Here is a 26,120-nt window from a genome sequence, read left to right as displayed (position 1 = left end):
GCGGCGCCCGTGCCCGTGGACCGCTCGGCCCCACCCGGTGTCGCCCCGACCGGTGCCTTCGGTGACCGGCCGCGGCAGCGGCGGAGATCGACGGCACCGTCGTCCCGGATGCGCGTGCCCGTGGAAGCGGGCGTCGAGCGTCACACGGTCGAGATCCCTTAGCCTACGTCCGCCGGCGGAGCACTCCAATTGGGGCCCGGTCCGGCTCGCCTGCCGACCGGTGCCACCGGCGCGCCGACGGCGGCACGCCGATGTGCGAAGCTGCCAGCCGTGCCCACCGCCGCCGGTCCCGGTCCGTCCCGCCGGGCCTTTCTGGCCGCGCTGCCACTGGCCGGGACGGGCTGGCTGCTCCTCGCCGGGATGTCCGGCTGCACCACCTCGACCGGCGGCGCCCCCGCCAGCCGGGTCACCCCCGCCGACGTCACCGCCGCGGGAGCGGCACACACCCGGGAGACCGCGCTGATCGAGGCCTACGACGGCGCGATCGACCAGCACCCGGGCCTCGCGGAGACGCTGCGGGCGATCCGCGCCCAGCACGCCGAACACGCCCGCGAGCTGGTCGCCCGGGGCCTGCCCGAGGCCGCGACCGCGGCGGGCACGACGGGCACGCCGGCCACGACGGGCGCCGCGGCCGGGGCGAGCACGCCGGCCAGGGCGGGCCTGCGTTCCTCCCCGGCCGCGGCCACTCCCCCGCCGGCCGGATCGGACACTCCGGAGACCCGGGCCACCACACTGAGCACGCTGGCCGAGCTTGAGCGGACGACCGCAGCGGCGCACCGCACTGGCTGCCTCGCCGCCGGTGCCGGCCTGGCGCCGCTGCTGGCGAGCCTGTGCGCGGCCGAGTCCGCGCACGCCGAACTCGTCGCGGCACTGGGCGCACCGGGGGCGGCCGGATGACCGCCGAAGACCCCGCGGTCGTCGCCCTGTCCTCGATGCTCGCGGCCGCGCACGCGGCGGTCTACGCGACGGCGACCGCGGGCGGGGTCCTCGCCCCGCTCGGGGCCGCCGCGGGACCGGCCCGCGAGCTCGCCCGGGTGGCACACGATGATCATCGGACGCTGCGCGACTCGCTGGTCGCCGCGCTGCGGGCCCGCGGGGCGGCGCCGCCGGCCGCGCTCGCCGCCTACCGGCTGCCGGTCGAGCCGGCCGGCGTCGCCGGGTCACTGGACCTGCTCGCCAGGGTCGAGGACCGCTCGGCCGTGGCCGCCCACGACGCGGTCGGCGTCCTCACCGGCGCCGACCGCGAACTCGCCGTCGACGCCCTGGTGGCGATGACCCTCCGCGGCCAACGCGCCCGCCTCGCCGCGGGAACCCCACCGGGCTCCGCGGTCCCCGCGCTTCCCGGAAGCTGACCCGCGCCCGCCCCGAAGCGAGTCACACGAGCAGCACACAACCCGGCCCGGACAACACGCTCGGCGGCTCTCCCGCCGGGCGCATCCGGAGAGGCCGTTCAGCGACGTGGGGCGGGTGACCCAGGCCCGGGGGCGCCGAGCAGGTCGAGGACCTCGAGCAGGTGGCCGAGGCGGCCGATCACCGCATCCGCGAGCATCGACGCGGACGCCCCGGCCCCGTCCGCACCGGGCAGATCCCGCGCGGCGGGGTCTCGGCCCAGGTCGGCCCGCCCTGCGAGATCGCGGCCCGCCACCGCCAGCCCAAGGGGATCACGCGGATCGAGGACCACGCCGCCGGGACCACCGCCGAGGCCCGCCGCGGCGCCGTCCGCCAATCCGCCGTCCGCGAAGCCACCGTCCGCGACCAGCACAGCCCGCATGCCGGCCGCCCGCGCGCCGCGGATGTCCGTCCGCAGCCGGTCGCCGACGAAGAGCACCCGGGACGGGTCGGTGACGCCCAGTGCGGCCAGCACCGCCTGGAAGGCGATCGGGTGTGGCTTGTCGAAAGGGAGGTCGCTCGTGTAGATCCTGGCGTGGAAGAGGTCGAGCAGGCCGTCGCGTTCGAGTAGGCGCTCGTGCCAGGCCCGTGGCCAGCGGGTGTTGGTGAGCAGGCCGACGAGCAGGCCGCGGGCACGCACGAGGTGCACGAGCAGCAGTGCCTCGGGATCGCACACCGTGTGCGGGGTCCAGGCTGCGAGGTCGCGCCGGCTGACCGCGCGCAGCACGGCCGCGGCCACGTCCACGCCGAGGGCCGCGGAGGCGGCCGCAAGCAGTTCGGTGACCGACCCGGTCATACCGCCCGCCGCGCCGTTGCCGGCCAGGCCGTCGCTGCCGTCCCGGGCATGCCACCAGGTCGTCTCCAGGCCAGCCAGGATCGCGGTGATCTCGTCGGCGTGTGCGGACGAGATCTCCAGCGCGGTCATCCGCCACAGGTCGAGCAGGTCGACGTCGTGGAAGAGGGTGAGCGTCCCGCCCCAGTCGAACACCACGGCCGCGAGCGGCTTGCGGTCGTCCGGGAGGGGTGTCCCGTCGACGGCCGGCACCGCGTCCGGGGCGAACCAGGAGAAGCCCACCGGCGCCCGCGCTATCGGGTGACCCAGGCGTCGGGCTCGTCCCTCAGGTCACGGACGATGTCGGGCAGCTTCCCGCTGGCGACGTCCGCGAGGGTCACCGACTCGAGCACCCGGCGCAGGTTGACCCGGACGGCGATCCAGACGTCCTGCAGGTGCTTGGCCGCGCCCTCGTACTGGGCGTTCTCCGGAGGGCGGCCGCGCACGCTGGCGAGCGGGCCGTCGGTCGCCCGGATCACGGTCGCGATCGTGATCTCCTCGGCTGGGCGGCACAGCTGGTAGCCGCCGTCGGCGCCGCGGCGGCTCTGCACGAGGCCGCTGCGGCGCAGGTCGGTGAGGATGTTCTCGAGGAAGCGCAGGGGAAGATCCTGGGCCGAGGCGAGCGTCTCCCCCTTCACGAGGCTGCCGTCCGACGCGGCGAGCGTGAGCAGGGCCCGCAGTGCGTAGTCGGCCCGGGCGGAGATCTGCATGTCCCCATCTTGCCGCCCGAACGTCGGCAGGGCTCCCTCTGGTCTGTCCGAGATGCCGCCGGCCGAGGTCCGGGTGCCCGTCAGCTGCTCGAGTCGCCGCCGGCCGGACCGTCGGCCGAGCTCCCCGCCGGGCCGTCGGTGTGCACCGGCCCGCCGGCGTTGGCGGTGGCTGGGCCCCGCCCGGGCCGGCGGGCGGCCCGCACGGCGTCGGAGCCCTCGGCGAGCAGGCCGCGCCGCCGGCGCATCCGCAGGTCGAACGCGTTGAAGACCGCGTCGACGGCGACCCCGATCACGAAGATCGTCAGCATCGACACCATCACGCCGACGGTGTCCGACAGGTCCCGGGCGTTCTGCAGGTCGGCGCCGATCGAGGGGTGCCCGGGCACGATGACGATCAGCTCGCCGGCCATCAGGCTGCGCCAGGCGAACGCCCAGCCCTGCTTGAGCCCGGCGAGCACCGAGGGGAACGCCGCCGGCGCCACGACGTGGCGGTACAGCGAGAACCCGCGCGCCCCCATGCTGCGCCCGACCCGCACGAGCAGCGGCGGGACGTAGTCGACGCCGTAGATGACGCCGTTCGCCACGGACGGGGCGGCGCCCAGGACCACGACGAACATGATCGCGGACTCGTTGAGCTTGAACAGCAGGATCGCGAGCGGGACCCAGACCACCGACGGCATGGTCTGCAACGCGGTGATGAACGACCCCACCGCCGCGCGTAGCAGGCCGAACCGGGCGACCACCAGGCCGACGACGCCGCCGAGCACGACCGCCACCGCGTAGCCCTCGCCGGCGCGGGTCAGCGTGCGGCCGAACGCGTCCCAGAACTCGGCGGTGCCGAGCTGGTCGAAGAACTCCGGCAGCGTGTCGCCGGGGCCGGGCAGCACGTAGGTGGGCTTCCACCCCGACCAGACGACGATCTGCCAGACGAGCAGGAACAGCGCGAGCGCGGCGATCTTCGGCCAGGTCACCGACCAGATCCGGCCCGCGGTCGGCCGCCCGGACGAGACGGGGAGGTCGAGGGCGTCCAGGCCGGCGAGCGCCTCGTCGGACGTCCGCTGTGCCGGGGCGGCGGGGCCGGCGGCCACGGGGCGGGCGCCCGGGACCGGACCGGTGCCCCGGCCGTCGGCCTCGGTGCTGGCCTCGAGGGAGAGGCCGGAGACCGTGTCGGTGTCAGTGGCCATGGCGGGCGACCTCCTGCCGCAGCCGCGCCGTCACGACGGAGGCGAGCTCGGATACCTGGGGTTCGTCGATGCGGCGGGGACGGTCGATGGGAACGTCGAAGATCTCCGCGACCCGACCGGGCCGGGAGGAGAGCAGGACGATCCGGTCACCGAGACGCACAGCCTCCCGGACGTCGTGGGTGACGAACAGGACGGTGATCCCGGTCTCGCGCCAGATCCGTTCCAGCTCGTCGTGGAGCAGGTCGCGGGTCATCGCGTCGAGGGCGCCGAACGGCTCGTCCATGCAGAGGATGTCCGCCTCCTGGGCGAACGCCCGGGCGAGGCTGACCCGCTGGCGCATGCCGCCGGAAAGCTCGTGCGGGCGGCGGTCGCCCTGGCCGGCCAGGCGGACCATGCCGAGCAGCTCGTCGACCCGGGCCCGGCGCGTCGCCTTCGGCACCCGGCGCAGCTTCAGCGGCACCTCGACGTTGCCGCCGGCCGTGAGCCAGGGCAGCAGCGCCGAGTCCTGGAACATCATCCCGACCCGGCGGCCGCCGGTGTCGACGGTGCCCACGGTCGGCCGGTCGAGCCCGGCGACCAGGCTGAGCAGGGTCGATTTGCCGCAGCCCGACGCCCCCAGCAGACAGACGAACTCGCCCGGACGGACATCCAGGTGGATGCCGTCGAGGGCGTGGACCTGACCGGCCCCGGCACCGAAGACCCGGCTGACGCCGTCGATCCGCAGCGCCGTGTCCGTCACGAGCACGGTCACAGCTTGCTCCCCTCGGGTATGTCGTGATCTGGGCGCGGAACGGGCGGCGCGGCCGGTGTGGCACCGGCCGCGCCGCCTCGGTCGCGGCATCGCCGGGCTGGGGCAGAACCCGGATCGCGGCCCGGTGGACGCGTGGCGCCCGCCGAGCCGCGGTCGATCAGTCGTTCAGTTGTTCAGTTGCCTACTTGTCCGAGACCGCGGGGTCACCGGCGTCGGCGAGCAGCTCGTTGAGGATCTTCAGGTCGAAGATGCCGTCGAGCTTGGGGTCCTCGATGAGCCCGAGCTCCTCCTGGTGGGCCGCCGAGATGAACAGGGACTTGGCGATCGGGTCCGGGGTGAAGGTCAGCGTCTTCCAGGCCGAGGCGACGACGCCGTCGGCGAGCGGCTTGCCGGTGAGCTTGTCCAGCGCCTCGTTCGCGGCGGTCTGCCCGGCGGCCGGGTCGGCGTTGAGCTGGTCGATCGCCGTGATGTTGGCGGCGATGAGCCGGCGGACGATCTCGGGGTTCTTCTCCAGGTACTCCGTGCGGACGACCAGGAGGGTGGTCACGAACTTCCCGTCGGTGTCAGGCCACTCGTCGGCCTCGTTGACGAGCACCTTGCCGCCCTCTGCGACCAGTCGGGAGGCGACCGGCTCAGGCACCCAGGCTCCGTCGATGGCGCCGGACTTGAAGGCGTCGACCGTTACCGAGTTCTCCTGCGGGCGGATCGAGACGTCACCGCCGCCCTTGGTGTCGGTCGCCAGGCCGTTCTTCTTCAGGTAGAACCGCAGCGCGACGTCCTGGGTGTTGCCCAGGCTCGGGGTCGCCAGCGTCTTGCCACGCAGCTGCTCGACCGAGGTGATCTCGGGCTTCACGACCAGGGCCGCCCCGCCGGAGGTGACGCCGGAAACGATCCGGATGGCCTCACCCTTGGACTTGATGAACGTGTTCACCGCGGGGTTCGGGCCGATGAAGCCGGCATCGAGCGCGCCGGAGAGGATCGCCTCCGCCTCCGTGGTGCCCGAGTTGAAGGTCGACGGCTCCAGCTTCACGCCGGAACCCAGCTCCTTGGCGAAGATGCCCTGCCCCACGCCGACGAGCGCCGGGGCGTGCGTGAGGTTCGGGAAGTACCCCAGCCGCAGGGTCCCGGTCACCTCCCCGGACGCCGACACGGACTCCGTTCCCCCGTCGTCGCCCGAGCAGGCGGTCACCGCCAGCGCCAACGCACCGGCAGCAACCAGTGGCACGAACCGCTGCCACAGCCTCTTGGGCCTCATCACGTTTCCCTTTCCCACACGCACGGCGCCTTGCACAAAGTCGATCGAGCGCATCAAGTCGATTGGACACATCGGGAAAGCAAGGATGCCAGACCAGGGGTCTTCCCGTCATCGGAATTCACACGGATGGCACGACTTCCCACCACGCGTGAACGCCCGGTCGCGTAGGGCGCTCGCAGCTGGCGGGCGCCGGACGAAACCGGGCGGAAAGATGCGCGGAACGTGGCCGCTCAGTGCACGTCGGCCATCAGCGCGCTCTGGTCAGAACAGGATCGAGGCGAAGGTGCCCACCTGCTCGAACCCCACGCGCTCGTAGGCGCGCCGGGCGGGGTGGTTGAAGTCGTTCACGTACAGGCTGACCACCGGCGCGAACGCCGCCTGGGCGAGTGCCACGACGCTGGCCGTCCCGGCGGCGCCGAGGCCACGGCCACGCAGGGCCGGATCGACCCAGACGCCCTGGATCTGGCAGACGTCGCCGGCTACCGCGCCGATCTCGGCCTTGAACAGCACCCGGCCGTCCTCGATGTGGGCGAACGAGCGGCGCTGGCCGACGAACTCGGCGACCCGCGAACGGTAGAGCGCGCCGCCGTCCGCGCCGACCGGGGAGACGCCGATCTCCTCGGTGAACATGGCGATGCAGGCTGGGAGCAGCACGTCCAGCTCGTCCGGCCGGACCTGGCGGACCGCCGGGTCCGGCGCGATGAGCGGCGGGGCCTGGATCGCGAGTAACGGCTGGTCGGCGCGGATCTCCCGGGCCGGGCCCCACACCGGCTCCAGGTGCCGCCACATGGCGGTGACGGCCGAGCCGACACCCACGATCGACGAGCAGCGGCGGCCCTGCCGGCGGGCCCGCTCGGCGAACAGCTTCGCCGAGGCCGGGCCCGCCGCCACCGGCCACAGGTTCGCGCCGGAATAACACACGGCGGTCAGGGTTCCGTCGACCGTGTGGCCCCACACCTCGGCCCCCAGGCGCCAGGGATCCAGACCACACGCCGCCACCCGCGACGCGACGAAGACATCGGCTACCGGGTTGCGGCCCAGCAGTTCGGTGACCGCGGGAAGATCCCGATCGTCGAGCAGCCGGGTCGGAGCGGAGCGAAGCGGCAGACCCATCCAGCCCTTCCAGGTACTAGGCCACGGACACCGACGGCGAGCCGGAGGCCGCGCCGTCGGCCTCCATCTGCTCGGCCAGCCGCATGGCCTCCTCGATGAGAGTCTCCACGATCTGCGCCTCGGGCACCGTCTTGATGACCTTTCCGCGCACGAAGATCTGACCCTTGCCGTTGCCGGAGGCAACGCCGAGGTCGGCTTCGCGGGCCTCACCGGGGCCGTTGACGACGCAGCCCATGACGGCCACCCGCAGCGGCACCTCCATGCCCTCCAGGCCGGCGCTGACCTCGTTGGCCAGGGTGTAGACGTCCACCTGGGCGCGGCCGCAGGACGGGCAGGAGACGATCTCCAGCTTGCGCTCGCGCAGCCCGAGCGACTCCAGGATCGCCGAGGCGACCTTGATCTCCTCGATGGGCGGCGCCGACAGCGAGACCCGGATCGTGTCGCCGATGCCCTCGGACAGCAGCGCGCCGAAGGCCACCGCGGACTTCACCGTGCCCTGGAACGCCGGGCCCGCCTCGGTGACGCCGAGGTGCAGCGGGTAGTCACAGGCCTGGGCCAGCAGCCGGTAGGCCTGAATCATGATCACGGGGTCGTTGTGCTTCACCGAGATCTTGATGTCCCGGAAGTCGTGCTCCTCGAACAGCGAGGCCTCCCACAGCGCCGACTCGACCAGCGCCTCCGGAGTGGCCTTCCCGTACTTCTCCAGCAGGCGCTTGTCGAGTGACCCGGCGTTGACCCCGATCCGAATCGGGGTGCCGGCCGCCTTGGCGGCGCGGGCGATCTCGCCGACCTTGTCGTCGAACTGCTTGATGTTGCCCGGGTTCACCCGGACGGCGGCGCACCCGGCGTCGATCGCGGCGAAGACGTACTTCGGCTGGAAGTGGATGTCGGCGATGATCGGGATCGGCGACTTGCGGGCGATCGTCGGCAGCGCGTCGGCGTCGTCCTGGCTGGGCACCGCCACCCGCACGATCTGACATCCGGCGGCGGTGAGCTGGGCGATCTGCTGAAGGGTCGCGTTGACGTCCGAGGTCAGCGTGGTGCACATCGACTGGATGGAGACCGGGGCGTCACCTCCGACCGGGACGTTGCCCACGTGGATCTGCCGGCTGAGCCGCCGCGTTCCGACCGGACGAGGCGGAGCGGCGGGCATGCCCAGAGTTACGGTCACGATGTCCTCACTGGCGTGTCGGATGCTTGATCGTCAGATGGCGACCCGGCCAGGCCCGTCACGGACGGGATCGTCCGGGTCAGTCGGCGTCGTGCGGGGCGGCGCACTCACGACGGCCAGACGCGACGCCCGCACCGGAGCTACCGGCGACCGGGACGTCCGCAGACCACCACCGCGCGCCACCGCGGGTACACGGCAGCTACTGATTGATGCGGATGGGGTTGACGATGTCGGCGGACAGAATGATCAGACTGAACCCGACAAGAACGACGACCGTGGCGTACGTGGCTGGTAACAGCTTGGCGAAGTCCACCGGCTGCACCGGGCCTCGATAGCCACGCAGCCGACGCAGGCCGTGTCGGGCCTGCTCGAAACCGAGCACCGCGATGTGCCCGCCGTCGAGCGGGAGCAGCGGCAGCAGGTTGAAGATCCCGATGGCGAGGTTGATCGCGGCGACGAGGATCAGGAAACCGCGGATCCGGTCGGTCCAGCCCTGGTCCGCGGCGGCCACCTCGCCGCCGATCCGGGCGGCGCCGACCACGCTGATGAAGCCGCTCTCGTCCCGGTTGTCACCGAAGATGCGGCCGATGTCACCGATCCGGTGCGCGAACGTGTCGTACATCCCGGTGAACCCGGAGCCGATGACCTGGAAGGTCTCGGGAACCGCCGAGAGCGGGCCGTAGTCGATGGTCTCCTGACCGGGCCTGACCCCCAGTGCGCCCACCCGGTCCGTGCCCGCGAGGCCGGTCCTGCGGTCGCGCAGCACCTCGACCAGGTCGGGCCGCAGCGTCACGTCCGCGCCGTCACGGGAGACCACGAGCACCGCCGGGCCCGGCCCGTGATTGCGCACGAGCTGGGTGAACCCGTCCCAGGTGGTGACGGCCACACCGTCGAAGCTCACCACCCGGTCGCCGACCCGCAGCCCGGCTGCCGCCGCCGGCCCCGGGCCCGTGCAGTCGGCCGTCGTCGCCACGCAGCTCATGCGCCCGATCTTCGTCTGGCTCGTCTGGGTGGTGCCGATGGTGACCAGCACCCCGTAGATGAGCACGATCGCGATGACGAAGTGCACGAACGAGCCCGCCGACATCACCACCAGCCGGGCGTGCGCCCGCGCCTTGTAGAAGGCACGGGGCTCGTCCGCCGGGTCGATCTCCTCGAGGGAGGTCATTCCCTCGATCTTGACGAACCCGCCAGCGGGGATGGCCTTGATGCCGTACTCGGTCTCCCCGCGCTGCTTCGACCACAGGGTGGGGCCGAAGCCGACGAAGAAACGGGACGCCTTCATCCCGAAGTAGCGGGCGGTGACGAAGTGCCCCGCCTCGTGCAGGACGACCGAGACGAACAGGGCGAGGACGAAGGCGACGATGCCCAGAGTTGCCATCAACCATGTCCTCCGGCCGCCACGGGATGCCCGCCGGCCTTCTCGATCAGGCGGTTCGCGGCGGCGCGGGCCTCACGTTCGACGGCGAACACCTCGTCCAGCGTCGGACGGGCGATCACCTCGTGTGCCTGCACCACCTCGGCCACCAGGTCGACGATACGGACGAACGGCAACTGCCCGGCGAGGAAGGCCGCGACGGCCTCCTCGTTCGCCGCGTTGAACACGGCCGGCGCGGTCCCGCCGAGGCGGCCCGCCGTCCGGGCGAGGTCCACCGCGGGGAACGCGACGGTGTCCAGGGGCTCGAAGGTCAGCGACTGGGCGCGCGTCCAGTCCATCGGCGGCTGGGCCAGCGGCACCCGGTCCGGCCAGCCCAGGGCCAGCGCGATCGGGAGCCGCATGTCCGGCGGCGACACCTGGGCGATGGTCGACCCGTCGTTGAACTCGACCATCGAGTGGACCAGCGACTGCGGGTGGACGACGACCTCGATGTCGTCATACGGCACACCGAAGAACAGGTGGGCCTCGATCAGCTCGAGGCCCTTGTTCATCAGCGTCGCCGAGTTGATCGTGACCAGCGGCCCCATCGCCCAGGTCGGATGGGCCAGTGCCTGCTCCCGGGTGACCCCGGCCAGGTCGTCCCTGCTCCGGCCACGGAAGGGCCCGCCGCTGGCGGTCAGCACCAGCTTGTGGACTTCCTCACGCCGACCCCCGCGCAGGCACTGCGCGAGCGCCGAGTGCTCGGAATCCACTGGGACGAGCCGGTCCGGGTTGCCGCCGAGCGCGTCGAGCACCAGCGGACCACCCGCGACCAGCGACTCCTTGTTCGCCAGCCCCACCGTCGCGCCGGCCTTGAGAGCCGCCAGCGTCGGCGCGAGCCCGACCGAGCCGGACACCCCGTTGAGGACGATGTCCGCCGGCCAGGACGCGATCTCGACGGCCGCGTCCGGCCCCGCGAGGATCTTCGGGACGGCGAACTCGCCACGGCGGTAGCCGCGCTTGGACGCCTCCGCGAAGAACGCGAGCTGAAGGTCCTGCGCCGACGAGGCCGCGGCCACACCGACCGCCTCGACCCCCAGGTCGAGCGCCTGCGCCGCGAGCAGGTCGACCCGCGACCCGCCTCCCATCAGCGCCACCACCCGGAACCTGTCCGGGTTGCGGCGTACGACATCTATCGCCTGAGTCCCGATCGAGCCGGTGGACCCGAGCAGAACAACCTCACGCTGGACCGAAGCCTCCGCCACGCTGCCTATTCTCGCAGGCCCTTCGACGCTTCGACCGAGGCCTGTTCGGTTCATGACAGGTGAGGCCCGAAGGTGCGCAATGGGTGTAGCCGCGCCTACGACTGGTCAACACCCGGAGCATCCGGGCGTGACCTGCCCGCCCCTGTCCGTACCCCCGGCGGCGAATGTCTCACCGGGCGTGACCAGCATCTTCGTTCTCCTGCCCGCCGCCCGCAGACACCTCACCGGGCGCGACGTGCCCGTCTGTGCCCCTACCCGGCGCCCGCGGAACGTCACGAGGAGCGACGTGCCCGTCCGTGCCCCTGCCCGCCGCCCGACGAGGCATCACCAGAAGCGACGTGCCCGTCCGTGCCACTACCCGGCGCCCGCGGGCGCCTCACCGGTCGGCGTCGCGCTCGTGGACGGGCCGGGCGGCGCCGACGGCGCCGGGTCGGGATCGTCGCTCGCCCCGGTCGGTGTGGGCTCGGGCTGGTCACCGGGTGCCGCCGAGGCGGGCGGGGTGGTCGCGGGTGCCCCCGCCGGCGGCTGGGTCGGCGCGGTGGCGCCGCCCGTGGCCGCGCCGCCCGTCGCGGGCGCGCCGCCTCCGGAGCTGCCGCTGCCGGTCACCGTCCGGCCGTCGGCAGGGTGGCCGCTGAAGAAGGCCAGCGCCACGACGGTCGCGCTCAGGTTTGTCACCGTGCCACCCAGCTCGGGCCGTGGTGCCGCGCCCGGCCAGGTGTGCCCGCCGCCCTGCATCGCCAGGGCGCCGACGTCCTTGCCGGCCGGGCAGGTCGTCCAGGTCGTCCGCGCGACGTGGGTGAAGTCCTGCGCCGTCGAGTGCTCGCCGCCGCAGCCGAGGGCGCGCGCGTACCTGTCGGTGCGGGCCTCCACCGGTTGGGCGACGAGCCCGTTGTAGGGGGCGGTGCGGGCCTGGCCCCCGCCGTTGAACGGCGCGATCCGATCGTCGGTGCCGTGCAGCTCGAGCAGGCTGGCCCGTGGCGCGGCGCAGGCATCCGGCAAGCGGCTCGACGCGACCGTGACCACCGCCGCGAAGCGCTCGGGCAGCGCGCAGGCCAGCGCGAGGACCATGTCGGCGCCGTCGGAGAAGCCGCTGGCGAACACCCGCTTCGGGTCTAGGCACATCCGGCCGGTCAGGTCGTTGAGCAGCGCGCCGACGAAGAGAACGTCATCCGGGCCCACCTTGGCCGAGCGGGTGAAGTTCCACCGGTTCGACGCCCCGACCGGGGTGGCGACGGCGTAGCCGGCCCGGGTGCCGCTGTCCGCCATCTGGGTGTACTGCTCGAGCTCCTGTGCGGGCTGCCCGTAACCGTGCAGGTTCAGCACCAGCGGCAGTGCGGTACCCGCCCCGCCGCCCTGCGGGACGGCCAGCAGGAACTGCCGGTCGACGTCGCCGATGTGGATGGTCTCGGTGGTGACGCCCGCCGGCAGGCTGCTGCCGGTCTCGCAGCCGCTGCGCGGTGGCGGCGGGACGGTCGGTGCCGCCACGGCGGCGGGCCCGCCGGAGGCACCGCCCGCTCCGCCCAGCGCGGACGCGACCGGGGACGAGGAACCGGTCTCCTCCCCGGGATCCTGCGACATCGCGTACCAGACCAGGAGCAGGAGCACCCCCGCCGCCGCGGTGAGCGGCAGCCACAGTGTGTTCGCCGGACGCGACCCGTGCCGCAGCGCGCTCGACCGGGCCAGCCCCTGCCGGGCGGCCCCCAACCGCGCGGAGCCGGCCCCGGCCCGGCCGTGGCTACGCCGACGACCGGCGGAGTTCCCGGTGGCCACGACTACCGACCCGCCCTCGAGCGCACGGGCGGCTCCGCGGCGAGTTGCCCGCAGGCCGCGGCGATCTCCCGGCCCCGGGTGTCCCGGACGGTGGCCGCCACCCCGCGGGCCCGCAGGCGCTCCACGAAGACACGCTGGCCGCGCGGGGCGCTCGCCTGCCAGGACGAGCCGCCCGTCGGGTTGAGCGGGATGAGGTTCACGTGCGCGAGCTGGCCGACCAGCAGGGCGGCCAGCGCGTCCGCGCGCTCGGGCGAGTCGTTGACGCCGTCGATCAGGGCGTACTCGATGCTCACGCGCCGCCCTGTCACCCGGGCGTACTCCCACGCGGCGGCGAGCACCTCGGCCACCGGCCATCGGGTGTTGATCGGGACGAGCTCGTCGCGCAGCTCGTCATCCGGGGCGTGCAGGGACACGGCGAGGGTCACCGGCAGCCCCTCACCGGCGAGGCGACGGATCGCCGGGACCAGGCCCACCGTGCTGACCGTGAGCCCGCGGGCGGAGAGGCCCAGCCCGTCGGGCGCCGGGTCGATGAGGCGGTGCAGGGCGGCGAGGAGGGCGGCGTAGTTCGCCAGCGGCTCCCCCATGCCCATGAACACCACGTTCGACAGCCTGCCGGGACCACCGGGCAGGCCACCCTCGGCCGTCGTTCGGGCCGCCATCGTTCGAGCCGCGTCCACCACCTGTTCGACAATCTCGGCGGTCGAGAGGTTGCGGGTCAGCCCGCCCTGGCCCGTCGCGCAGAACGGGCATCCCATGCCGCAGCCCGCCTGGCTCGAGACACAGACCGTCGCCCGCTGCGGGTAGCGCATCAGCACCGACTCGATCTTGGCGCCGTCGACGGTACGCCAGACGGTCTTGCGGGTCTGGCCACCGTCGCAGTCGAGGGCGGTGGCCGGCGTGAGCAGCCTCGGCAGCATCGCCTCGACGAGCGCGGGGCGGATCGAGGCGGGCAGGTCCGTCATCAGGTCTGCGTCGTCGGCACGCAGGTGGTGGGTGAAGTAGTGGCGGGCCAGCTGGTCGGCACGGAACGCCGGCAGGCCCAGTGACGTGGCCACGGCCCGCCGCTCGTCCCGGGAGAGGTCCGCGAGGTGGCGCGGCGGCCTGGACCGCCCTGACACCAGTGGCAGGAGGTTTCCGGATTCGGCGGTCGTGGCTGTCATGGCCAGTCCAGTCTGCCAGGAGCCCCGGGCACGCGACGAATCGGTGATCGGTCAGCCGAGGAACGCGGTGATGAGCAGCCAGGCAACGGGCGCGGTACACAGCAGCGAGTCCAGCCGGTCCATGAGGCCGCCGTGGCCGGGCAGCAGGTTGCCCATGTCCTTGATGCCGATGTCCCGCTTGAGCAGCGACTCACCGAGGTCGCCCACGGTCGCCGTGCAGGCGACGGCGGCGCCGAGCAGCGCGCCCTGCCAGATCTCGGCGCCCAGCGGCCACGCCATCAGCACGCTGGCGACGACGACGCAGCCCACCACCGATCCCGCGAACCCCTCCCAGGACTTCCCGGGCGACACGCTGGGCGCGAGCTTGTGCCGCCCGCCCGACAGCACACCCGCGGTGTAGCCGCCGATGTCGCTGGCCACGACGGTTCCGAGGAACGCGATGGTGCGCCAGTGGCCGTCCGGGGCGGAGGTGAGCAGTGTGGCGAACCCAGCCGGAAAGCCGACGTACGCGGAGGTGAACGCGCAGGCCGCGGCGTCCCGCAGCCGCGCCTGACGCCCGCCGCCGTGGCGCCCGCCGCCGGCCGGGTCGCGCACCGCGCGGACGGCGACGGCGGCCAGGGTCGTGCCCGCGAGCGCGAGCGCGAGCCCGTTGGTGCCGGACGTGTAGGCGGCCACGGGCATCGCGATCGCCCCGGCGGCCAGCGGGACGAGCGGCACGCTCATCCCCGCGACATGCAGGGCACGGACCACCTCGTAGGTGCCGACCGCCACGGCGGCGCTGACCACCGCGACCCAGATCGGGTACAGCGTGAACAGCGGGACGAGGATGACCGCGCCCAGCACGACCCCGACGGCGATCGCCGCGGGCAGGTCGCGCCCGGCCCGGATCACCCGCCGGCCGTTCCGCGGGGCCCGGCCGCCGCGCGGCGGCTCCGAGACTGTCTCCGGGGCCGCAGCCGCGTCCGGCGTTGCCGCTGTGCCCGAGGCGGAGTTGGCCGGTGCCGGACCGGCCGGAACGGGGTCGGCCGGGGCCAGGTCGACCGGGCGGGGGTGCACCGGTACGTCGCCGGCGTTCCCCCGCCCGTCGGGGGTGTCCGCGCGGTCAGTCACGGAGGCGTCCTCGGGAGGAACCCCCAGGGCCGAGACGCTCACGGCGCCGCGAGGTCCGCCGTCCACCGGCCGCCCGCCAGCTTGCCGACGGGACGGAGACGGGGACGGGAACCCGGGCGCAGGGGCCGGGACAGCGGATGGGCACGGCGTCGCACGTGGACGGGCGCTGGTCGAGGGTCAGACCGACAACAGGTCCGACTCCTTGATGCGAAGCAGTTCGTCGACCTGGCTGACGTAACGGTGGGTGGCCTCATCGAGGTCCTTCTCCCCGCGGCGTCCCTCGTCCTCGCCGGCCTCGCCGTCGCGGACGATCCGGTCGATCGCGTCCTTCGCGTGCCGGCGGATGTTGCGGATGCTGACCCGGGCCTCCTCGGCCTTGGTGCGGGCCACCTTCACCAGGTCACGACGACGCTGCTCGGACAGCTCCGGGAAGACGCACCGAATGATCGTCCCGTCGTTGCTCGGGTTGACCCCGAGGTCGGAGTCACGGACGGCCTTCTCCACCGCGCCGAGCGACGACTTGTCGTACGGGGTGATGATGACCATGCGCGGCTCGGGGATGTGGAACGAGGCGAGCTGCTGCACTGGCGTGGGAGCGCCGTAGTAGTCCACCAGGACCTTCCCGAAAACCGCTGGCGTGATCCGCCCCGTGCGGATGTTGGCGAAGTCGTCCTTGGCGACCGAGACGGCCTTGTCCATCTTCTCCTCGGCCTCGAGGAGCGTGTCGTCGATCACCGCGTACCTTCCGTTCCGTACGTCTCGACTCCGACCAGCGTGCCGATCTTCTCACCCCGGACGGCGCGGGAGATGTTCCCCTCGGTCAGGAGGTCGAAAACGACAATGGGCAGGTCGTTGTCCATGCACAGGCTGATCGCGGTCGCGTCCATGACCTTCAGGCCGCGCGCGAGGACCTCGCTGTAGGTGAGGCTGTCGAACCGGACGGCGCCGGCGTTCGTCGCCGGATCGGAGTCGTAGACCCCGTCGACCTTCGTCGCCTTGAGTACCGCCTGCGCCTTGATCTCCAGTGCCCGCTGGGCGGCGGTGGTGTCCGTCGAGAAGAACGGTGCCCCAAGGCCGGCGCCGAAGATGACCACGCGCCCCTTCTCCAGGTGCCGGATCGCGCGCAGGGGGAGGTAGGGCTCGGCGACCTGGCCCATGGCGATCGCCGTCTGCACGCGGGTGACGATCCCCTCGCGCTCCAGGACGTCCTGCAGGGCCAGGCAGTTGATGACCGTGCCCAGCATGCCCATGTAGTCGGCGCGGGCGCGGTCCATGCCCCGCTCGGCGAGCGCCTGGCCGCGGAACATGTTGCCGGCCCCCACGACTATGGCGACCTCGATGCCCGAGCGGCTCACCTGGGCGATCTGGCGCGCGATCGTCGCCAGCGTCACCGGGTCGATCCCGAGCGGCTCACCACCGGCGAAGGCCTCGCCGGAGAGTTTCAGCAGGAGGCGGGTCCACCGCGGCCCGGGCTCGGTGCGGGCGGCGGGATCCACCCCTCCAACGGCACTGTCGGCGTCATCGGTCACGGGCGGCTCCTTCGCCGGCGGCCGGGATCAGCGGCCAAGGATGTTCATGCTGACAGCAGTCTGCCGCACGACTCCGGCACGGCTGCCCGTGGCCCCGCGTGGCGCGTCGACCAGCGCGAACCGTGGCGGGCTCAACCGCCGCGGTCACCCGCCGGCGAGCACGGACGTCGCTCGCGCCCACGCGCCGCACCCGGGCCGCACGGACTGGCGGCCGGACGCCCGCGGAGGTCCTCCCCCACCGGGTGCCCGGCCGTGTCACGTCGCCCGGCGCGGTGCGCTCGCGCTCAGGCCTGCTTGATGTTGAACCGGGCGAACCGGCCCACTTCGATCTTCTCACCCAGCGCGGACCCGGCCTGCTCCAGCAGCGCGCGGATCGTGAGCTTGCCGTCCTTGACCCAGGGCTGGTCCAGCAGGACGACGCTCTTGACGTAGCCGTTGACCCGACCCTCGACGATCTTCGGGATGGCCTTGTCGTTCTTGCCCTCTTCGCGGGCGGCCGCCTCGTAGATCTTCCGCTCCTGCTCGAGCACCTCGTTCGGGATCTGCTCGGCGGTCACGTACAGCGGGTCCGCCGCGGCGATGTGCTGGGCGAGGTCCCGCGCGAGCTGCTTGAAGTCGTCGGTCTTGGCGACGAAGTCGGTCTCGCAACGCAGCTCGATGAGCACGCCGAGCGTCGGCGGGAGCTGCGGGTCGGTACGGTGCAGGTACGACTCGACCAGCCCGTTCGCCGTGCTGCGGCCCGCCCGCTTGGCGACCTGCGCGAGGCCCTTCTCGCGCAGCCAGGACTTGGCCTTCTCGAAGTCACCGTCGTGGTCGACGAGCGCCTTCTTGACGTCGCTCATCCCCGCGCCGGTCAGTTCCCGGAGCTTGCGGATGTCGGCGGCTGTGATGTCTGCCATGGTGCTCTTCTCGTCAGTTCCGATTGCTGGCGATGGTGGGCGTTCTGTCTCGGCGCCGAAACACACGCGACGCCGCCGCGCAGAGGCGCCCCCGGGGCCGCTCGTCGCCCGCCCGCGGCGGTCGACGTCCGTCCTCCCAGGGGTCGCCCGCCCCGACAGTCGCACGGACGGCCCTACCGGGGCTGGAACGGGGTCTCCGGGGACGTGGTCACGCCCCCGGAGACCCGCGTGAGACCAGGATGTGTCAGACCGCGGTGCCGACCGCGTCCGGCTGGGGCTGCTCCTCGGTGGCCGTCTCGACAGCCGCGACCGCCTCGGTCGGCTCGGCGGCCTCGGCCGCCACCGGGGCGGCGGGCGCCTCGGCCGCGGCGTCCCCACGCAGCAGGGCCTGCTCCCACTCGGCGAGCGGCTCCTCGCCGGTGGACTGCTCCGGCTTGGCCTCGGCGTTGCTCGACGCGCCGGCCCGCGACATCAGACCCTCGGCCACCGCGTCAGCGACGACACGGGTCAGCAGCGCCGCGCTGCGGATCGCGTCGTCGTTGCCCGGGATCGGGTAGTCGACCTCGTCGGGGTCGCAGTTGGTGTCGAGGATCGCCACGACCGGGATGCCCAGCTTGCGGGCCTCACCGACGGCGATGTGCTCCTTCTTCGTGTCCACGACCCACACCGCGCTCGGCACGCGGGCCATGTCGCGGATACCACCGAGGGTGCGCTCGAGCTTCGCCTTCTCCCGGGTCAGGACGAGCTGCTCCTTCTTGGTGCGCACCTCCGTGCCGCCGGTCAGCTCGATCTCCTCAAGCTCCTTGAGCCGCTGGAGCCGCTTGTAGACCGTGGAGAAGTTGGTCAGCATCCCACCGAGCCAACGCTCCTTGACGAAGGGCATGCCGACCCGCTGGGCCTGCTCCTCAATCGCCTCCTGTGCCTGCTTCTTCGTCCCGATGAAGAGGACGGTGCCGCCGTGGGCGACCGTCTCCTTGACGAAGTCGTAGGCGCGGTCGATGTACGACAGCGTCTGCTGGAGGTCGATGATGTAGATGCCATTGCGCTCCGTGAAGATGTAGCGCTTCATCTTCGGGTTCCAGCGCTTGGTCTGGTGCCCGAAGTGCACGCCGCTCTCGAGGAGCTGCTTCATGGTGACGACGGCCATGATCCGTCGCTCCCTTCCCGCCCGGCCCGCCGGCCGGGACGCCTCGGTTGTGACGGCCCCGGCGGAAAACCGGAGCCCCTGACGCCCGGATGGCCGTGGCCGCCGCGAGGCGACGGACCGAGGAGGCCCTCCCGGTCAGTGCCGGGAGTGGGCGTGCGAACTGAGCCCGCGAGCGGTGGGAGATCGACCGAACGACCGCCACCCGACCGCCACCGGAGACGCACCTGGCGCCGACGACGCTGTAGAAAACCGCGAAACACCACAGCGCCGAGAACACCTCAGCATCAGGGACACCACGGCGAGACCGCGACACGACACAACCGCGCCGCAGGACCACCGCGACGTCCAGGAAGCCGGGAACGCACCGACCAACGGACTCCGTGTCGATGATACCCGGCCGCCGCGACCACTCCCCACTCCCCGAATCCCCACTCCCCGAACCAGCGACGCCGGCCCCCGCCCGGCCCAGCTCAGCGTGGGGCACGGCCGGATATGCCACGCGGCACTGGGCCGGACCAGGCCCGGGCCGGGCCGGGACGGGACGGGTGGGGTGGGCACGGGCCGGAGCGGTCCGGGGCGGCAGAACAAGGTCCGGGCGGGACGCCCATGGCGGTGCGGTCCATCGATCACAGGCCGGCCGCGGCTCGCCCACGGAAGGCCGGACCGGCCCCTCGGCCCGCACGGTGGAGCCCGCTCTCGGCGGCCCGCGATACCCGACCATAAGCGCCAAGAGACACCCGAAGACACCGTCTTCGCTCTTTCATTTTCGGTTATCCACATTTGCCGTTGGTTAGCTGCATTTCCCGCCGCATGCACGCATCCTGGTGTTGCTGGCAAACCGAGCCCCCGCGAGTCAGCAAGGCGGCGGCCGGGCCCACCCCCGGCCGGGCCCGGCCGCCGCCCCCACACCGTCCACGGAGCCTCGCTCCCCCACCCCGCCCGCGGCGACGACGCCGGCCGACGCCGATCGCAGCCGGCCGATCACTGTCGGCCGTCAGCGGTCGCTCATGGCCGCGGTGTCGGGCCGCCGCGGTCGGCTACCGAATCCGGAGGCGAACCGCCGTGCCCCACCCGCCGCGTTTCGACCCGCACTGGCTCGTGATCCCCGCTCTCGCGCTGATGATCGCCCTGGGCTGCCCCGGGCGGGTACCGATCCGCGGGTCGTTCGGCGCGGGCGCACCGGACGTGCTGACCGCTCCGGCAACCCCGGCACCGCCCGTGACGGCCGCGATCCCTGCCGCACCGACGAGCCCGGACGCCACGACCTCAAGGTCACCGGCAGACACACCCGCGACGACGGTGGCGATCCCCCGAACGGCCTCCTCCGAGCCCACCGCAGCTCCGGCGGTCACCGACTCCCCAGGCGGGCTCACGGCCGCGGCGCCGACTGAACCCACGCCCGGCGCCCCAACCTCGTCCCCGGCGCAGGCCCCCGCGCAGGCCCCCGTGCCGGACGGCGACCAGAGGTGGCATTGGCCGCTGCCGGAACCGGTCACGGTGGCCGGGATCTTCCGCGCTCCCGCGCATCCCTACGGCCCGGGCCACCGTGGGGTGGATCTTCGTTCCGATCCCGGTGTCGGTGTCCGGGCAGCGCGGCCGGGTGTCGTCGGGTTCGCCGGATGGGTCGGCGACAGGTGGGTCGTGACGGTGGTCCACGGCGCGCTGCGGACCACCTACGAGCCGGTACGCCCCCTCGTCCACGAAGGCCAGCCGGTTGGCGGTGGCGATCAGCTCGGGCTTCTCGAGGCCGGCCACCCGGGCTGCCCGGGTGCCGCCTGCCTGCACTGGGGCGTGCTGCGCGGCTCCGAGTACCTCGATCCCCTCTCCTTCTTCCACCGGGTCCCGCCACGGCTGCTGCCGCTGGATGGCTGATGCCCCTGGACCACTGATGCCCCTGGACCACTGATGCCCCTGGACCGCTGACAGCAGGCCGGCCGGCCCGGCACTCGGGGACGCCACCGAACGGGAGCACTCCGTCATGCGGCTCGGTCCGCTACGGGGATCGGTCGGTGGCGCGGACGTCAGGCCCGCGGATGGGCCTGGTCGAAGGCGGCGCGCAGCCGCTCCGGGGTGACGTGGGTGTAGATCTGCGTGGTCGACAGGCTGGCGTGGCCCAGCAGTTCCTGCACGGAGCGCAGGTCCGCGCCGCCTTCGACCATGTGGGTGGCCGCGCCGTGGCGCAGGCCGTGCGGCGTCAGACCGGTGGGAACCCCCGCGGCGGCGCCGCGCGCCTGGACGAGCCGGCGCACGGAACGCGGGTCGAGCCGGCCGCCACGGGCACCGAGCAGCAGCGCCGCCTCGACGCGCGTCGCGAGGTAGGGCCGGCCCCTGGTGAGCCAGACGTCGAGCGCGCCCGCCGCGGGCACGCTGAACGGCACACTGCGCTGGCGGCCGCCCTTGCCGTGCACGCGCAGGAGGCGCCGCTCGTGGTCGACGTCACCGATGTCGAGCCGGCACAGCTCGGAGACCCGCACCGCGCTGCCGTAGAGGATCTCCAGGACCAGATCGTCGCGCAGGTTCAGCGCGACGTCGCGCGGGTCCTGCGCACGATCGCCCCGAGGCCGTGTCTCCAGCAGCCGGTCCGCCTGTGCCGCGGTGAGTACCTGGGGGATCCGCCGCGGCGCCCGGGTGGTCGCCAGCCGCGCCCCGACGTCATCGGGGAGGAATCCCCGCCGCGCGGCGAAGGCGGAGAACACCCTGGCGAGGGACGCACGGCGGGCGATGGTGGCTGGTGCCGCTCCGGCGGAACGCATGCCGGCCAGCCACCCGCGGAGCACGGCGAGATCCAGGTCCAGGAGATCCGTACGGCCGGCCGCGGCGGCGTGCGCACGTAGGCCCGCGAGATCGGCGCGATAGGCCCGGACGGTTTCCGGCGAACGATCCCGTTCGGCGACCAGATGGCGCACGAAAGCCTCGACGGCACCCGCCCAGCCGTCGCCGCCACTGCCTCTATCACCGTCACCAGGACCTGCGCCAGCGCGGCCGCCGTTGCCGCCACCAGCGCTGTCACCACGGCCACCGCGGGCCGTGGCCGCGGGATCGCCACCCGTCCCCATTGCGCGACCTTGGCCGCCGGAATAGCGAGGCGTCAAGGCGGCGTGGAGCCGGACGCCGGCGGCGGCGCGCCCTCGGGCGAGGTCGGCTGGCCTCGGGGCGGGGACGAGGAGGAGCGGCCGAGCGCGGTCAGCCGATACCCGGAGTGGGTCGCCTCCACCAGCCCCTCGACCGCGAGCGGGCCCAGCAGGGCGAGGATCGCCCCAGGCTGCCTGCCGACGCGGCGGGCCAGCTCGGCGACGCCGATCGTGGAGCGGGCCGGCATCACGTCGAGCAGTTCCAGCACGAGATCCGCGAGACCGTCGCGCGCCCGGGCCGGGCCGGGCGAGCGGGGCTCCAGCTCGCCGATCGGGCCGATCTCCTCGCAGATGTCACCGGCGCTGGTGACCAGCACCGCCTCCTCGCGATGGTCCCGTAGGAGGCGATGACAGCCGGCGCTCATCACGCTCGTCACCGGTCCGGGCACCACCATCACGGTGCGGCCGAGCCGCCGGGCATGGCGGACGGTGTTCAGCGCGCCGCTGCGGAGCCCGGCCTCAACGAGCACCGTCCCCGCGCACAGCGCGGCGATGACCCGGTTTCGGGTGAGGAACCGCCGCCGGTAGGGCGGGCTGCCCGGTGGGGTCTCGCTGAGAACCAGGCCGGAGGCGGCGATCTCGTCGAGCAGGTCGGCGTGCGCGGCAGGGTAGGGCACGTCCACACCCCCGGCGAGGACCGCGATTGTCGGCCCCGCGGCAGCGAGGGCGCCGCGGTGTGCGGCGGCGTCGATTCCGAACGCCGCGCCGGAGACCACCGTCCAGCCGCGCCCGGCGAGCCCGTACCCGAGCTCCTCCGCCTGGTGGACGCCGTACGCCGTGGCCGCGCGGCAGCCGACGACGGCCACGGCCCGCTGGCTGAGGTGATCGAGCCGGCCCGCCCCCCGAGCCCACAGCACGAGAGGGGCGCCGACCTCCCGGCCGCCGCCACGGGCCTCATCGAGGGCGTCGACACAGGAGGGCCACTCCGGGTCACCTGGGCAGATGGGACGCGCGCCGACCTGCGCGGCGGTCTCGATGTCCTGGCGCGGGTCGACACCGGGGTGCTGCGGCCTCAGGCGCTCCCACAGCGCGATATCTCCGAGCCCGTGCAGCTGTTCGGGAAGCGAGAAGAGATCCGGGCCGGCGATGCGACTCAGCCCGATCCGCGCAAGTCGCCGTGGCTCGTCGCCGCCGGGCACAGGAGCACCAATCGGGGACGACACCTCGCCCGCCCCGGCGCTCACGCTGATCCCCCGGGAAGGCGTAGGTCCAGGGCGAGCCCGATCTCGTCGGGGCCCGGCCGGTCCTCGCCCTTGAGGTCCGCCACCGTCCAGGCGACGCGCAGCACCCGATCCAGCCCACGCGCGGTGAGCAGGCCCCGCTCGAAGGCACGGTCGGCGAGCCGGGTCGCAGCCGGCCGCAGCGGCCACTGGCGGCGCAGTGACGGGCCGGGCACCTCGGCGTTACGCCGCCACGGCGTGCCGGCGAGCCGGCGCCGCATCGCGGCCCGGGCCGAAGCGACGCGCTCGGCGACGACGCTCGAGGAGGTGCCAAGCCCCCGATCGGCCCGCAGCTCGGCACGGCTCGGCGCGGTCAACGCCACCTGGATGTCGATCCGGTCGAGTAGCGGCCCCGACAGCCTCGCCAGATAGCGCCGGCGCACCGTGCTCGGGCAGTCGCAGGTGTTGTCCCGGGGGCCGCGGGCCCGCGAGCAGGGGCACGGGTTCGCGGCCAGCACGAGCAGGAAGCGGGCGGGGAACCGGGTGGTGGCCCGGGCCCGCGCCACCTCGATGACACCGCTCTCGAGCGGTTGGCGCAGCACGTCCAGGCTGGTTCGGCCGAACTCCGGTGCCTCGTCGAGGAACAGGACGCCGTGGTGCGCCTGGCTGGCCAGCCCCGGGCGGATCACCGCGGAGCCGGAGCCGACAAGCGCCGCCGGCGTGGCGGAGTGATGCGGGCTACGGAAGGGAGGCCGCGTGACCAGCGGGCGGCCGACGGGAAGAACGCCCGCCACCGAGTGCACGGCGGTGACCTCCAGCGCGGCGGCGGTGTCCAGCGGCGGAAGCAGCCCGGGCAGCCGCTCGGCCAGCATGGTCTTGCCCGAGCCGGGCGGCCCCTGCATGAACAGGTGGTGTCCGCCCGCGGCGGCCACCTCCACGGCCAGGCGCCCCCGGCTCTGGCCGGCGACGTCCGCGAGATCAGGCCCGATCGGCTCCGGCTCCCGCTCCGGCGGCGGCGCCGCCGATGCCGACACCGATGCGGGCTCCGACACCCGTGCCGGTGCCAATGCCGCGGGGAACCGTGCCAGGCCGAGCCGTGGGCGGCCGCGCAGCAGGCCGAGCACGCTGGCGAGGTCGGGCATGGGCTCGACGACCGCACCCGGGACCAACGACGCCTCGCCCGCGTTGGGTTCGGGCACGACGATGTTCGCCAGGCCGGCCTCAACCGCAGCGAGAACGGCTGGCAGCACCCCGCGCACCGGCCGAAGCCGGCCGTCAAGCGCGAGCTCACCGATCAGGACCCTGCTACCGAGGGCGGCTGCGGGGACCACGCCGGCGGCGCCCAGGATCGCGGCGGCCATGGCCAGGTCGAAGCCGCTGCCGGACTTGGGCAGGGTCGCCGGGAACAGGCCGACCGTGATCCGGTGGCCCGGCCAGCGCTCACGCGAGTTGACGACAGCGGCCCGCACCCGGTCCCGGGCCTCGTGGAGTGCCGCGTCCGGAAGGCCGATGAGCGTCAGCCCGGGCAGGCCGCGGGCCAGGTCGGCCTCCACCTCGACGAGATGGCCCTCGATACCGACGACCGCGACGGCCAGCGACCGCGCAAGCGCCATCAGAAGGCACCCCGCCGGTGCTCCACCCGGACGGACCCCTGCCGCTCCCGGTAGACCGACAGCACGTCGAAACGGATGATCGCCGGTGGATGCGGGTGCTCGGCCAGCCATCGCACGGCCAGCCGCCGGATTCTCGCCGCCTTGCGGCCGACCACGGCGTCCGGGCCGCTCCCGTAGTCCGCGCCGCTGCGCGTCTTCACCTCGCAGAAGACGAGCGTGTCGCCGTGGCGGGCGACGATGTCGATCTCGCCGTCCCGGCAGCGCCAGTTCCGGGCAAGGATCTCCGCACCGTCGGCGCTCAGGTGGCGCGCGGCGACGTCCTCACCGAACCTGCCGAGCCGCTGACTGACCCGCATCCGAGGCTCCGTCCCACCGGGGGTCGGTCGCCCGCCGGTGAGATCAGGTTCCGCGTGCGCGAGCCGCCGGTGGCCGCTGAAGGGAGACCTGTGGACGAGGTTTTCTCGTCCACAGGGTCACCCGGAGCGGTCCGCGCGACGGGCACCACAGGGCACCACCGTCCGCGACGGCACGCGAACCGGTGGCGCGCCGTCGCTCAGAGCTCGGCCTTGGTGAGCTCCTCGACGTTGATGTCCTTGAAGGTGACGACTCGCACGTTCTTCACGAATCGGGCGGGACGGAACATGTCCCACACCCAGGCGTCCCGCAGGGTCAGTTCGAAGAAGACCTCGCCGTCCGTACTGTTCCGGACCTCGATCTGATAATCGTTCGCGAGATAGAAACGACGCTCCGTCTCGATCACGTACGAGAACAACCCGACCACGTCGCGGTACTCGCGGTAGAGCTGGAGCTCCATCTCGGTCTCGTACTTTTCGAGATCCTCCGCGCTCATGCGGTCTCCGTGACGCCACGCAGGCTGGTCATAGCAACCCTGTCCTCCAGCCGCAACGATCGTGTTTCCCCTGCCGGCGCCGCCAGCGCGGCGACGTTGACATATGACAGTCGGTGCTGCTCGCACGGCCCGTACCGCGTCATCGCGGCGGTGTGCGCCGCTGTGACGTAGCCCTTGTGCTGCGCGAAATCGTACTCGGGATACCGCTTGTGCAAACTACGCATGATCCGGTCTCTGGTCACCTTGGCCACGACCGACGCCGCGGCGATGCACCCGACCATCAGGTCGCCTTTGATCACCGCCAGCGACTCGGCCCCAAGACCCGCGACCGCGAACCCGTCGGTGAGCACATACCTCGGCCGGACGTCGAGCACCGCCACCGCCCGCCGCATCCCCATGATGTTGGCGACGTGCACGCCGTTCCGATCGATCTCGGCGGCGGGGATGACGATGGTCGACACCGCCGCCGCCGCTGCCAGGACGTCCGCGTGGACCTCCTCGCGGACCCGCTCGGTGAGGAGCTTCGAGTCGGCCAGCCGCCTGAGCAGCCCCAGACGACGCTGGTCCAGGACGACGGCGGCCACCACCATCGGCCCGGCGCAGGCTCCCCGGCCGGCCTCGTCCACACCCGCGACCGGCCCGAGCCCGCGCCGGACGAGCGCCCGTTCGTAGCCGAAGAGGCCGGCATCGGAGCGGATCGCCGTGCCACGCACGTCCATCGCGA

25 protein-coding genes are annotated in these 26,120 nt (G+C 73.2%); 3 read left to right on the top strand and 22 right to left on the bottom strand.

Going from position 1 to position 26,120, the window contains the following annotated elements:
• Positions 1 to 270 precede the first annotated feature (270 nt).
• Both FRANEAN1_RS05800 and FRANEAN1_RS05795 read left to right on the top strand, forming a co-directional pair.
• Positions 271 to 897 carry a hypothetical protein gene (locus FRANEAN1_RS05800; protein WP_157472365.1) on the top strand — a complete coding sequence of 209 codons (627 nt, stop codon included), beginning with the start codon at positions 271 to 273 and terminating at the stop codon, positions 895 to 897.
• Complete coding sequence (locus FRANEAN1_RS05795; RefSeq protein WP_020458807.1) at positions 894 to 1,352, top strand: DUF4439 domain-containing protein; 459 nt, start codon at positions 894 to 896, stop codon at positions 1,350 to 1,352. Before FRANEAN1_RS05800 ends, FRANEAN1_RS05795 begins: the two co-directional genes overlap by 4 nt.
• Positions 1,353 to 1,450: 98 nt before the next feature.
• Here FRANEAN1_RS05795 and FRANEAN1_RS05790 read toward each other — a convergent pair whose 3' ends face one another.
• The 16 genes from FRANEAN1_RS05790 to rpsB form a co-directional block, all read right to left on the bottom strand.
• Positions 1,451 to 2,464 (bottom strand): HAD family hydrolase, encoded by a 1,014-nt coding sequence (locus FRANEAN1_RS05790; protein WP_020458806.1) that lies wholly within the window; start codon positions 2,462 to 2,464, stop codon positions 1,451 to 1,453.
• Positions 2,465 to 2,475: 11 nt separating this feature from the next.
• Complete coding sequence (locus FRANEAN1_RS05785; protein ID WP_020458805.1) at positions 2,476 to 2,931, bottom strand: Rrf2 family transcriptional regulator; 456 nt, start codon at positions 2,929 to 2,931, stop codon at positions 2,476 to 2,478.
• An 80-nt stretch (positions 2,932 to 3,011) separates the two neighbouring features.
• A complete protein-coding gene (locus FRANEAN1_RS05780) occupies positions 3,012 to 4,115 on the bottom strand; it encodes an ABC transporter permease (RefSeq protein WP_020458804.1) in 1,104 nt (367 codons plus the stop codon).
• Entirely contained in the window at positions 4,105 to 4,866 is a 762-nt protein-coding gene (locus FRANEAN1_RS05775; RefSeq protein ID WP_020458803.1) for an ABC transporter ATP-binding protein, read from the bottom strand. The genes FRANEAN1_RS05780 and FRANEAN1_RS05775 overlap by 11 nt, the downstream gene beginning before the upstream one ends.
• A 181-nt stretch (positions 4,867 to 5,047) precedes the next feature.
• A complete protein-coding gene (locus FRANEAN1_RS05770; protein ID WP_041253729.1) occupies positions 5,048 to 6,121 on the bottom strand; it encodes an ABC transporter substrate-binding protein in 1,074 nt (357 codons plus the stop codon).
• A gap of 261 nt (positions 6,122 to 6,382) precedes the next feature.
• Positions 6,383 to 7,234 (bottom strand): GNAT family N-acetyltransferase, encoded by an 852-nt coding sequence (locus FRANEAN1_RS05765; protein ID WP_020458801.1) that lies wholly within the window; start codon positions 7,232 to 7,234, stop codon positions 6,383 to 6,385.
• 16 nt (positions 7,235 to 7,250) lie between these two features.
• Positions 7,251 to 8,405: a flavodoxin-dependent (E)-4-hydroxy-3-methylbut-2-enyl-diphosphate synthase gene (gene ispG / locus FRANEAN1_RS05760; protein WP_020458800.1), complete on the bottom strand. Its 1,155-nt coding sequence runs from the start codon at positions 8,403 to 8,405 to the stop codon at positions 7,251 to 7,253.
• 199 nt (positions 8,406 to 8,604) lie between these two features.
• Positions 8,605 to 9,786: a site-2 protease family protein gene (locus FRANEAN1_RS05755; RefSeq protein ID WP_020458799.1), complete on the bottom strand. Its 1,182-nt coding sequence runs from the start codon at positions 9,784 to 9,786 to the stop codon at positions 8,605 to 8,607.
• Complete coding sequence (gene dxr / locus FRANEAN1_RS05750; protein WP_041255546.1) at positions 9,786 to 11,036, bottom strand: 1-deoxy-D-xylulose-5-phosphate reductoisomerase; 1,251 nt, start codon at positions 11,034 to 11,036, stop codon at positions 9,786 to 9,788. The genes FRANEAN1_RS05755 and dxr overlap by 1 nt, the downstream gene beginning before the upstream one ends.
• 345 nt (positions 11,037 to 11,381) lie before the next feature.
• Complete coding sequence (locus FRANEAN1_RS05745) at positions 11,382 to 12,797, bottom strand: PHB depolymerase family esterase (RefSeq protein WP_020458797.1); 1,416 nt, start codon at positions 12,795 to 12,797, stop codon at positions 11,382 to 11,384.
• A gap of 2 nt (positions 12,798 to 12,799) precedes the next feature.
• Positions 12,800 to 13,957 (bottom strand): 23S rRNA (adenine(2503)-C(2))-methyltransferase RlmN, encoded by a 1,158-nt coding sequence (gene rlmN / locus FRANEAN1_RS05740; RefSeq protein WP_020458796.1) that lies wholly within the window; start codon positions 13,955 to 13,957, stop codon positions 12,800 to 12,802.
• 51 nt (positions 13,958 to 14,008) lie between these two features.
• Positions 14,009 to 15,133 carry a phosphatidate cytidylyltransferase gene (locus tag FRANEAN1_RS05735; protein ID WP_041253728.1) on the bottom strand — a complete coding sequence of 375 codons (1,125 nt, stop codon included), beginning with the start codon at positions 15,131 to 15,133 and terminating at the stop codon, positions 14,009 to 14,011.
• 111 nt (positions 15,134 to 15,244) lie between these two features.
• Entirely contained in the window at positions 15,245 to 15,802 is a 558-nt protein-coding gene (frr, locus tag FRANEAN1_RS05730) for a ribosome recycling factor (protein ID WP_020458794.1), read from the bottom strand.
• The gene (gene pyrH, locus FRANEAN1_RS05725; RefSeq protein ID WP_020458793.1) at positions 15,799 to 16,596 is read right to left on the bottom strand and encodes a UMP kinase; all 798 of its coding nucleotides are present in this window, start codon (positions 16,594 to 16,596) and stop codon (positions 15,799 to 15,801) included. The genes frr and pyrH overlap by 4 nt, the downstream gene beginning before the upstream one ends.
• Before the next feature lie 284 nt (positions 16,597 to 16,880).
• Complete coding sequence (locus tag FRANEAN1_RS05720) at positions 16,881 to 17,495, bottom strand: translation elongation factor Ts (RefSeq protein WP_041253727.1); 615 nt, start codon at positions 17,493 to 17,495, stop codon at positions 16,881 to 16,883.
• Positions 17,496 to 17,739: 244 nt separating this feature from the next.
• Positions 17,740 to 18,642 (bottom strand): 30S ribosomal protein S2, encoded by a 903-nt coding sequence (gene rpsB, locus FRANEAN1_RS05715; protein WP_020458791.1) that lies wholly within the window; start codon positions 18,640 to 18,642, stop codon positions 17,740 to 17,742.
• A 1,062-nt stretch (positions 18,643 to 19,704) separates the two neighbouring features.
• On the opposite strand from rpsB, the gene FRANEAN1_RS05710 reads away from it, so the two are divergent.
• Entirely contained in the window at positions 19,705 to 20,514 is an 810-nt protein-coding gene (locus tag FRANEAN1_RS05710; protein ID WP_020458790.1) for a M23 family metallopeptidase, read from the top strand.
• Positions 20,515 to 20,663: 149 nt separating this feature from the next.
• On the opposite strand, the gene FRANEAN1_RS05705 is transcribed toward FRANEAN1_RS05710, so the two are convergent.
• The 6 genes from FRANEAN1_RS05705 to FRANEAN1_RS05680 all read right to left on the bottom strand — a co-directional run bounded on the left by FRANEAN1_RS05705 (position 20,664) and on the right by FRANEAN1_RS05680 (position 26,115).
• Positions 20,664 to 21,698 carry a tyrosine recombinase XerC gene (locus FRANEAN1_RS05705; RefSeq protein WP_020458789.1) on the bottom strand — a complete coding sequence of 345 codons (1,035 nt, stop codon included), beginning with the start codon at positions 21,696 to 21,698 and terminating at the stop codon, positions 20,664 to 20,666.
• Between the two features lie 32 nt (positions 21,699 to 21,730).
• Positions 21,731 to 22,957, bottom strand: coding sequence for a DNA-processing protein DprA (gene dprA / locus FRANEAN1_RS05700; protein WP_020458788.1), 1,227 nt, complete (start codon positions 22,955 to 22,957; stop codon positions 21,731 to 21,733).
• The gene (locus FRANEAN1_RS05695; RefSeq protein WP_020458787.1) at positions 22,954 to 24,546 is read right to left on the bottom strand and encodes a YifB family Mg chelatase-like AAA ATPase; all 1,593 of its coding nucleotides are present in this window, start codon (positions 24,544 to 24,546) and stop codon (positions 22,954 to 22,956) included. The genes dprA and FRANEAN1_RS05695 overlap by 4 nt, the downstream gene beginning before the upstream one ends.
• Positions 24,546 to 24,902 carry a YraN family protein gene (locus FRANEAN1_RS05690; RefSeq protein ID WP_020458786.1) on the bottom strand — a complete coding sequence of 119 codons (357 nt, stop codon included), beginning with the start codon at positions 24,900 to 24,902 and terminating at the stop codon, positions 24,546 to 24,548. The genes FRANEAN1_RS05695 and FRANEAN1_RS05690 overlap by 1 nt, the downstream gene beginning before the upstream one ends.
• A gap of 197 nt (positions 24,903 to 25,099) precedes the next feature.
• Positions 25,100 to 25,396: a DUF2469 domain-containing protein gene (locus FRANEAN1_RS05685; RefSeq protein ID WP_011606858.1), complete on the bottom strand. Its 297-nt coding sequence runs from the start codon at positions 25,394 to 25,396 to the stop codon at positions 25,100 to 25,102.
• A complete protein-coding gene (locus FRANEAN1_RS05680) occupies positions 25,393 to 26,115 on the bottom strand; it encodes a ribonuclease HII (RefSeq protein ID WP_020458785.1) in 723 nt (240 codons plus the stop codon). The genes FRANEAN1_RS05685 and FRANEAN1_RS05680 overlap by 4 nt, the downstream gene beginning before the upstream one ends.
• Positions 26,116 to 26,120: the final 5 nt, after the last annotated feature.

The sequence above is a fragment of the Parafrankia sp. EAN1pec genome, from assembly GCF_000018005.1.
GTDB classification, from domain to species: Bacteria; Actinomycetota; Actinomycetes; order Frankiales; family Frankiaceae; genus Parafrankia; species Parafrankia soli.
The sequence above is the reverse complement of the archived record's forward strand: the minus strand, read 5'-3'. Positions and strand labels throughout refer to the sequence as shown.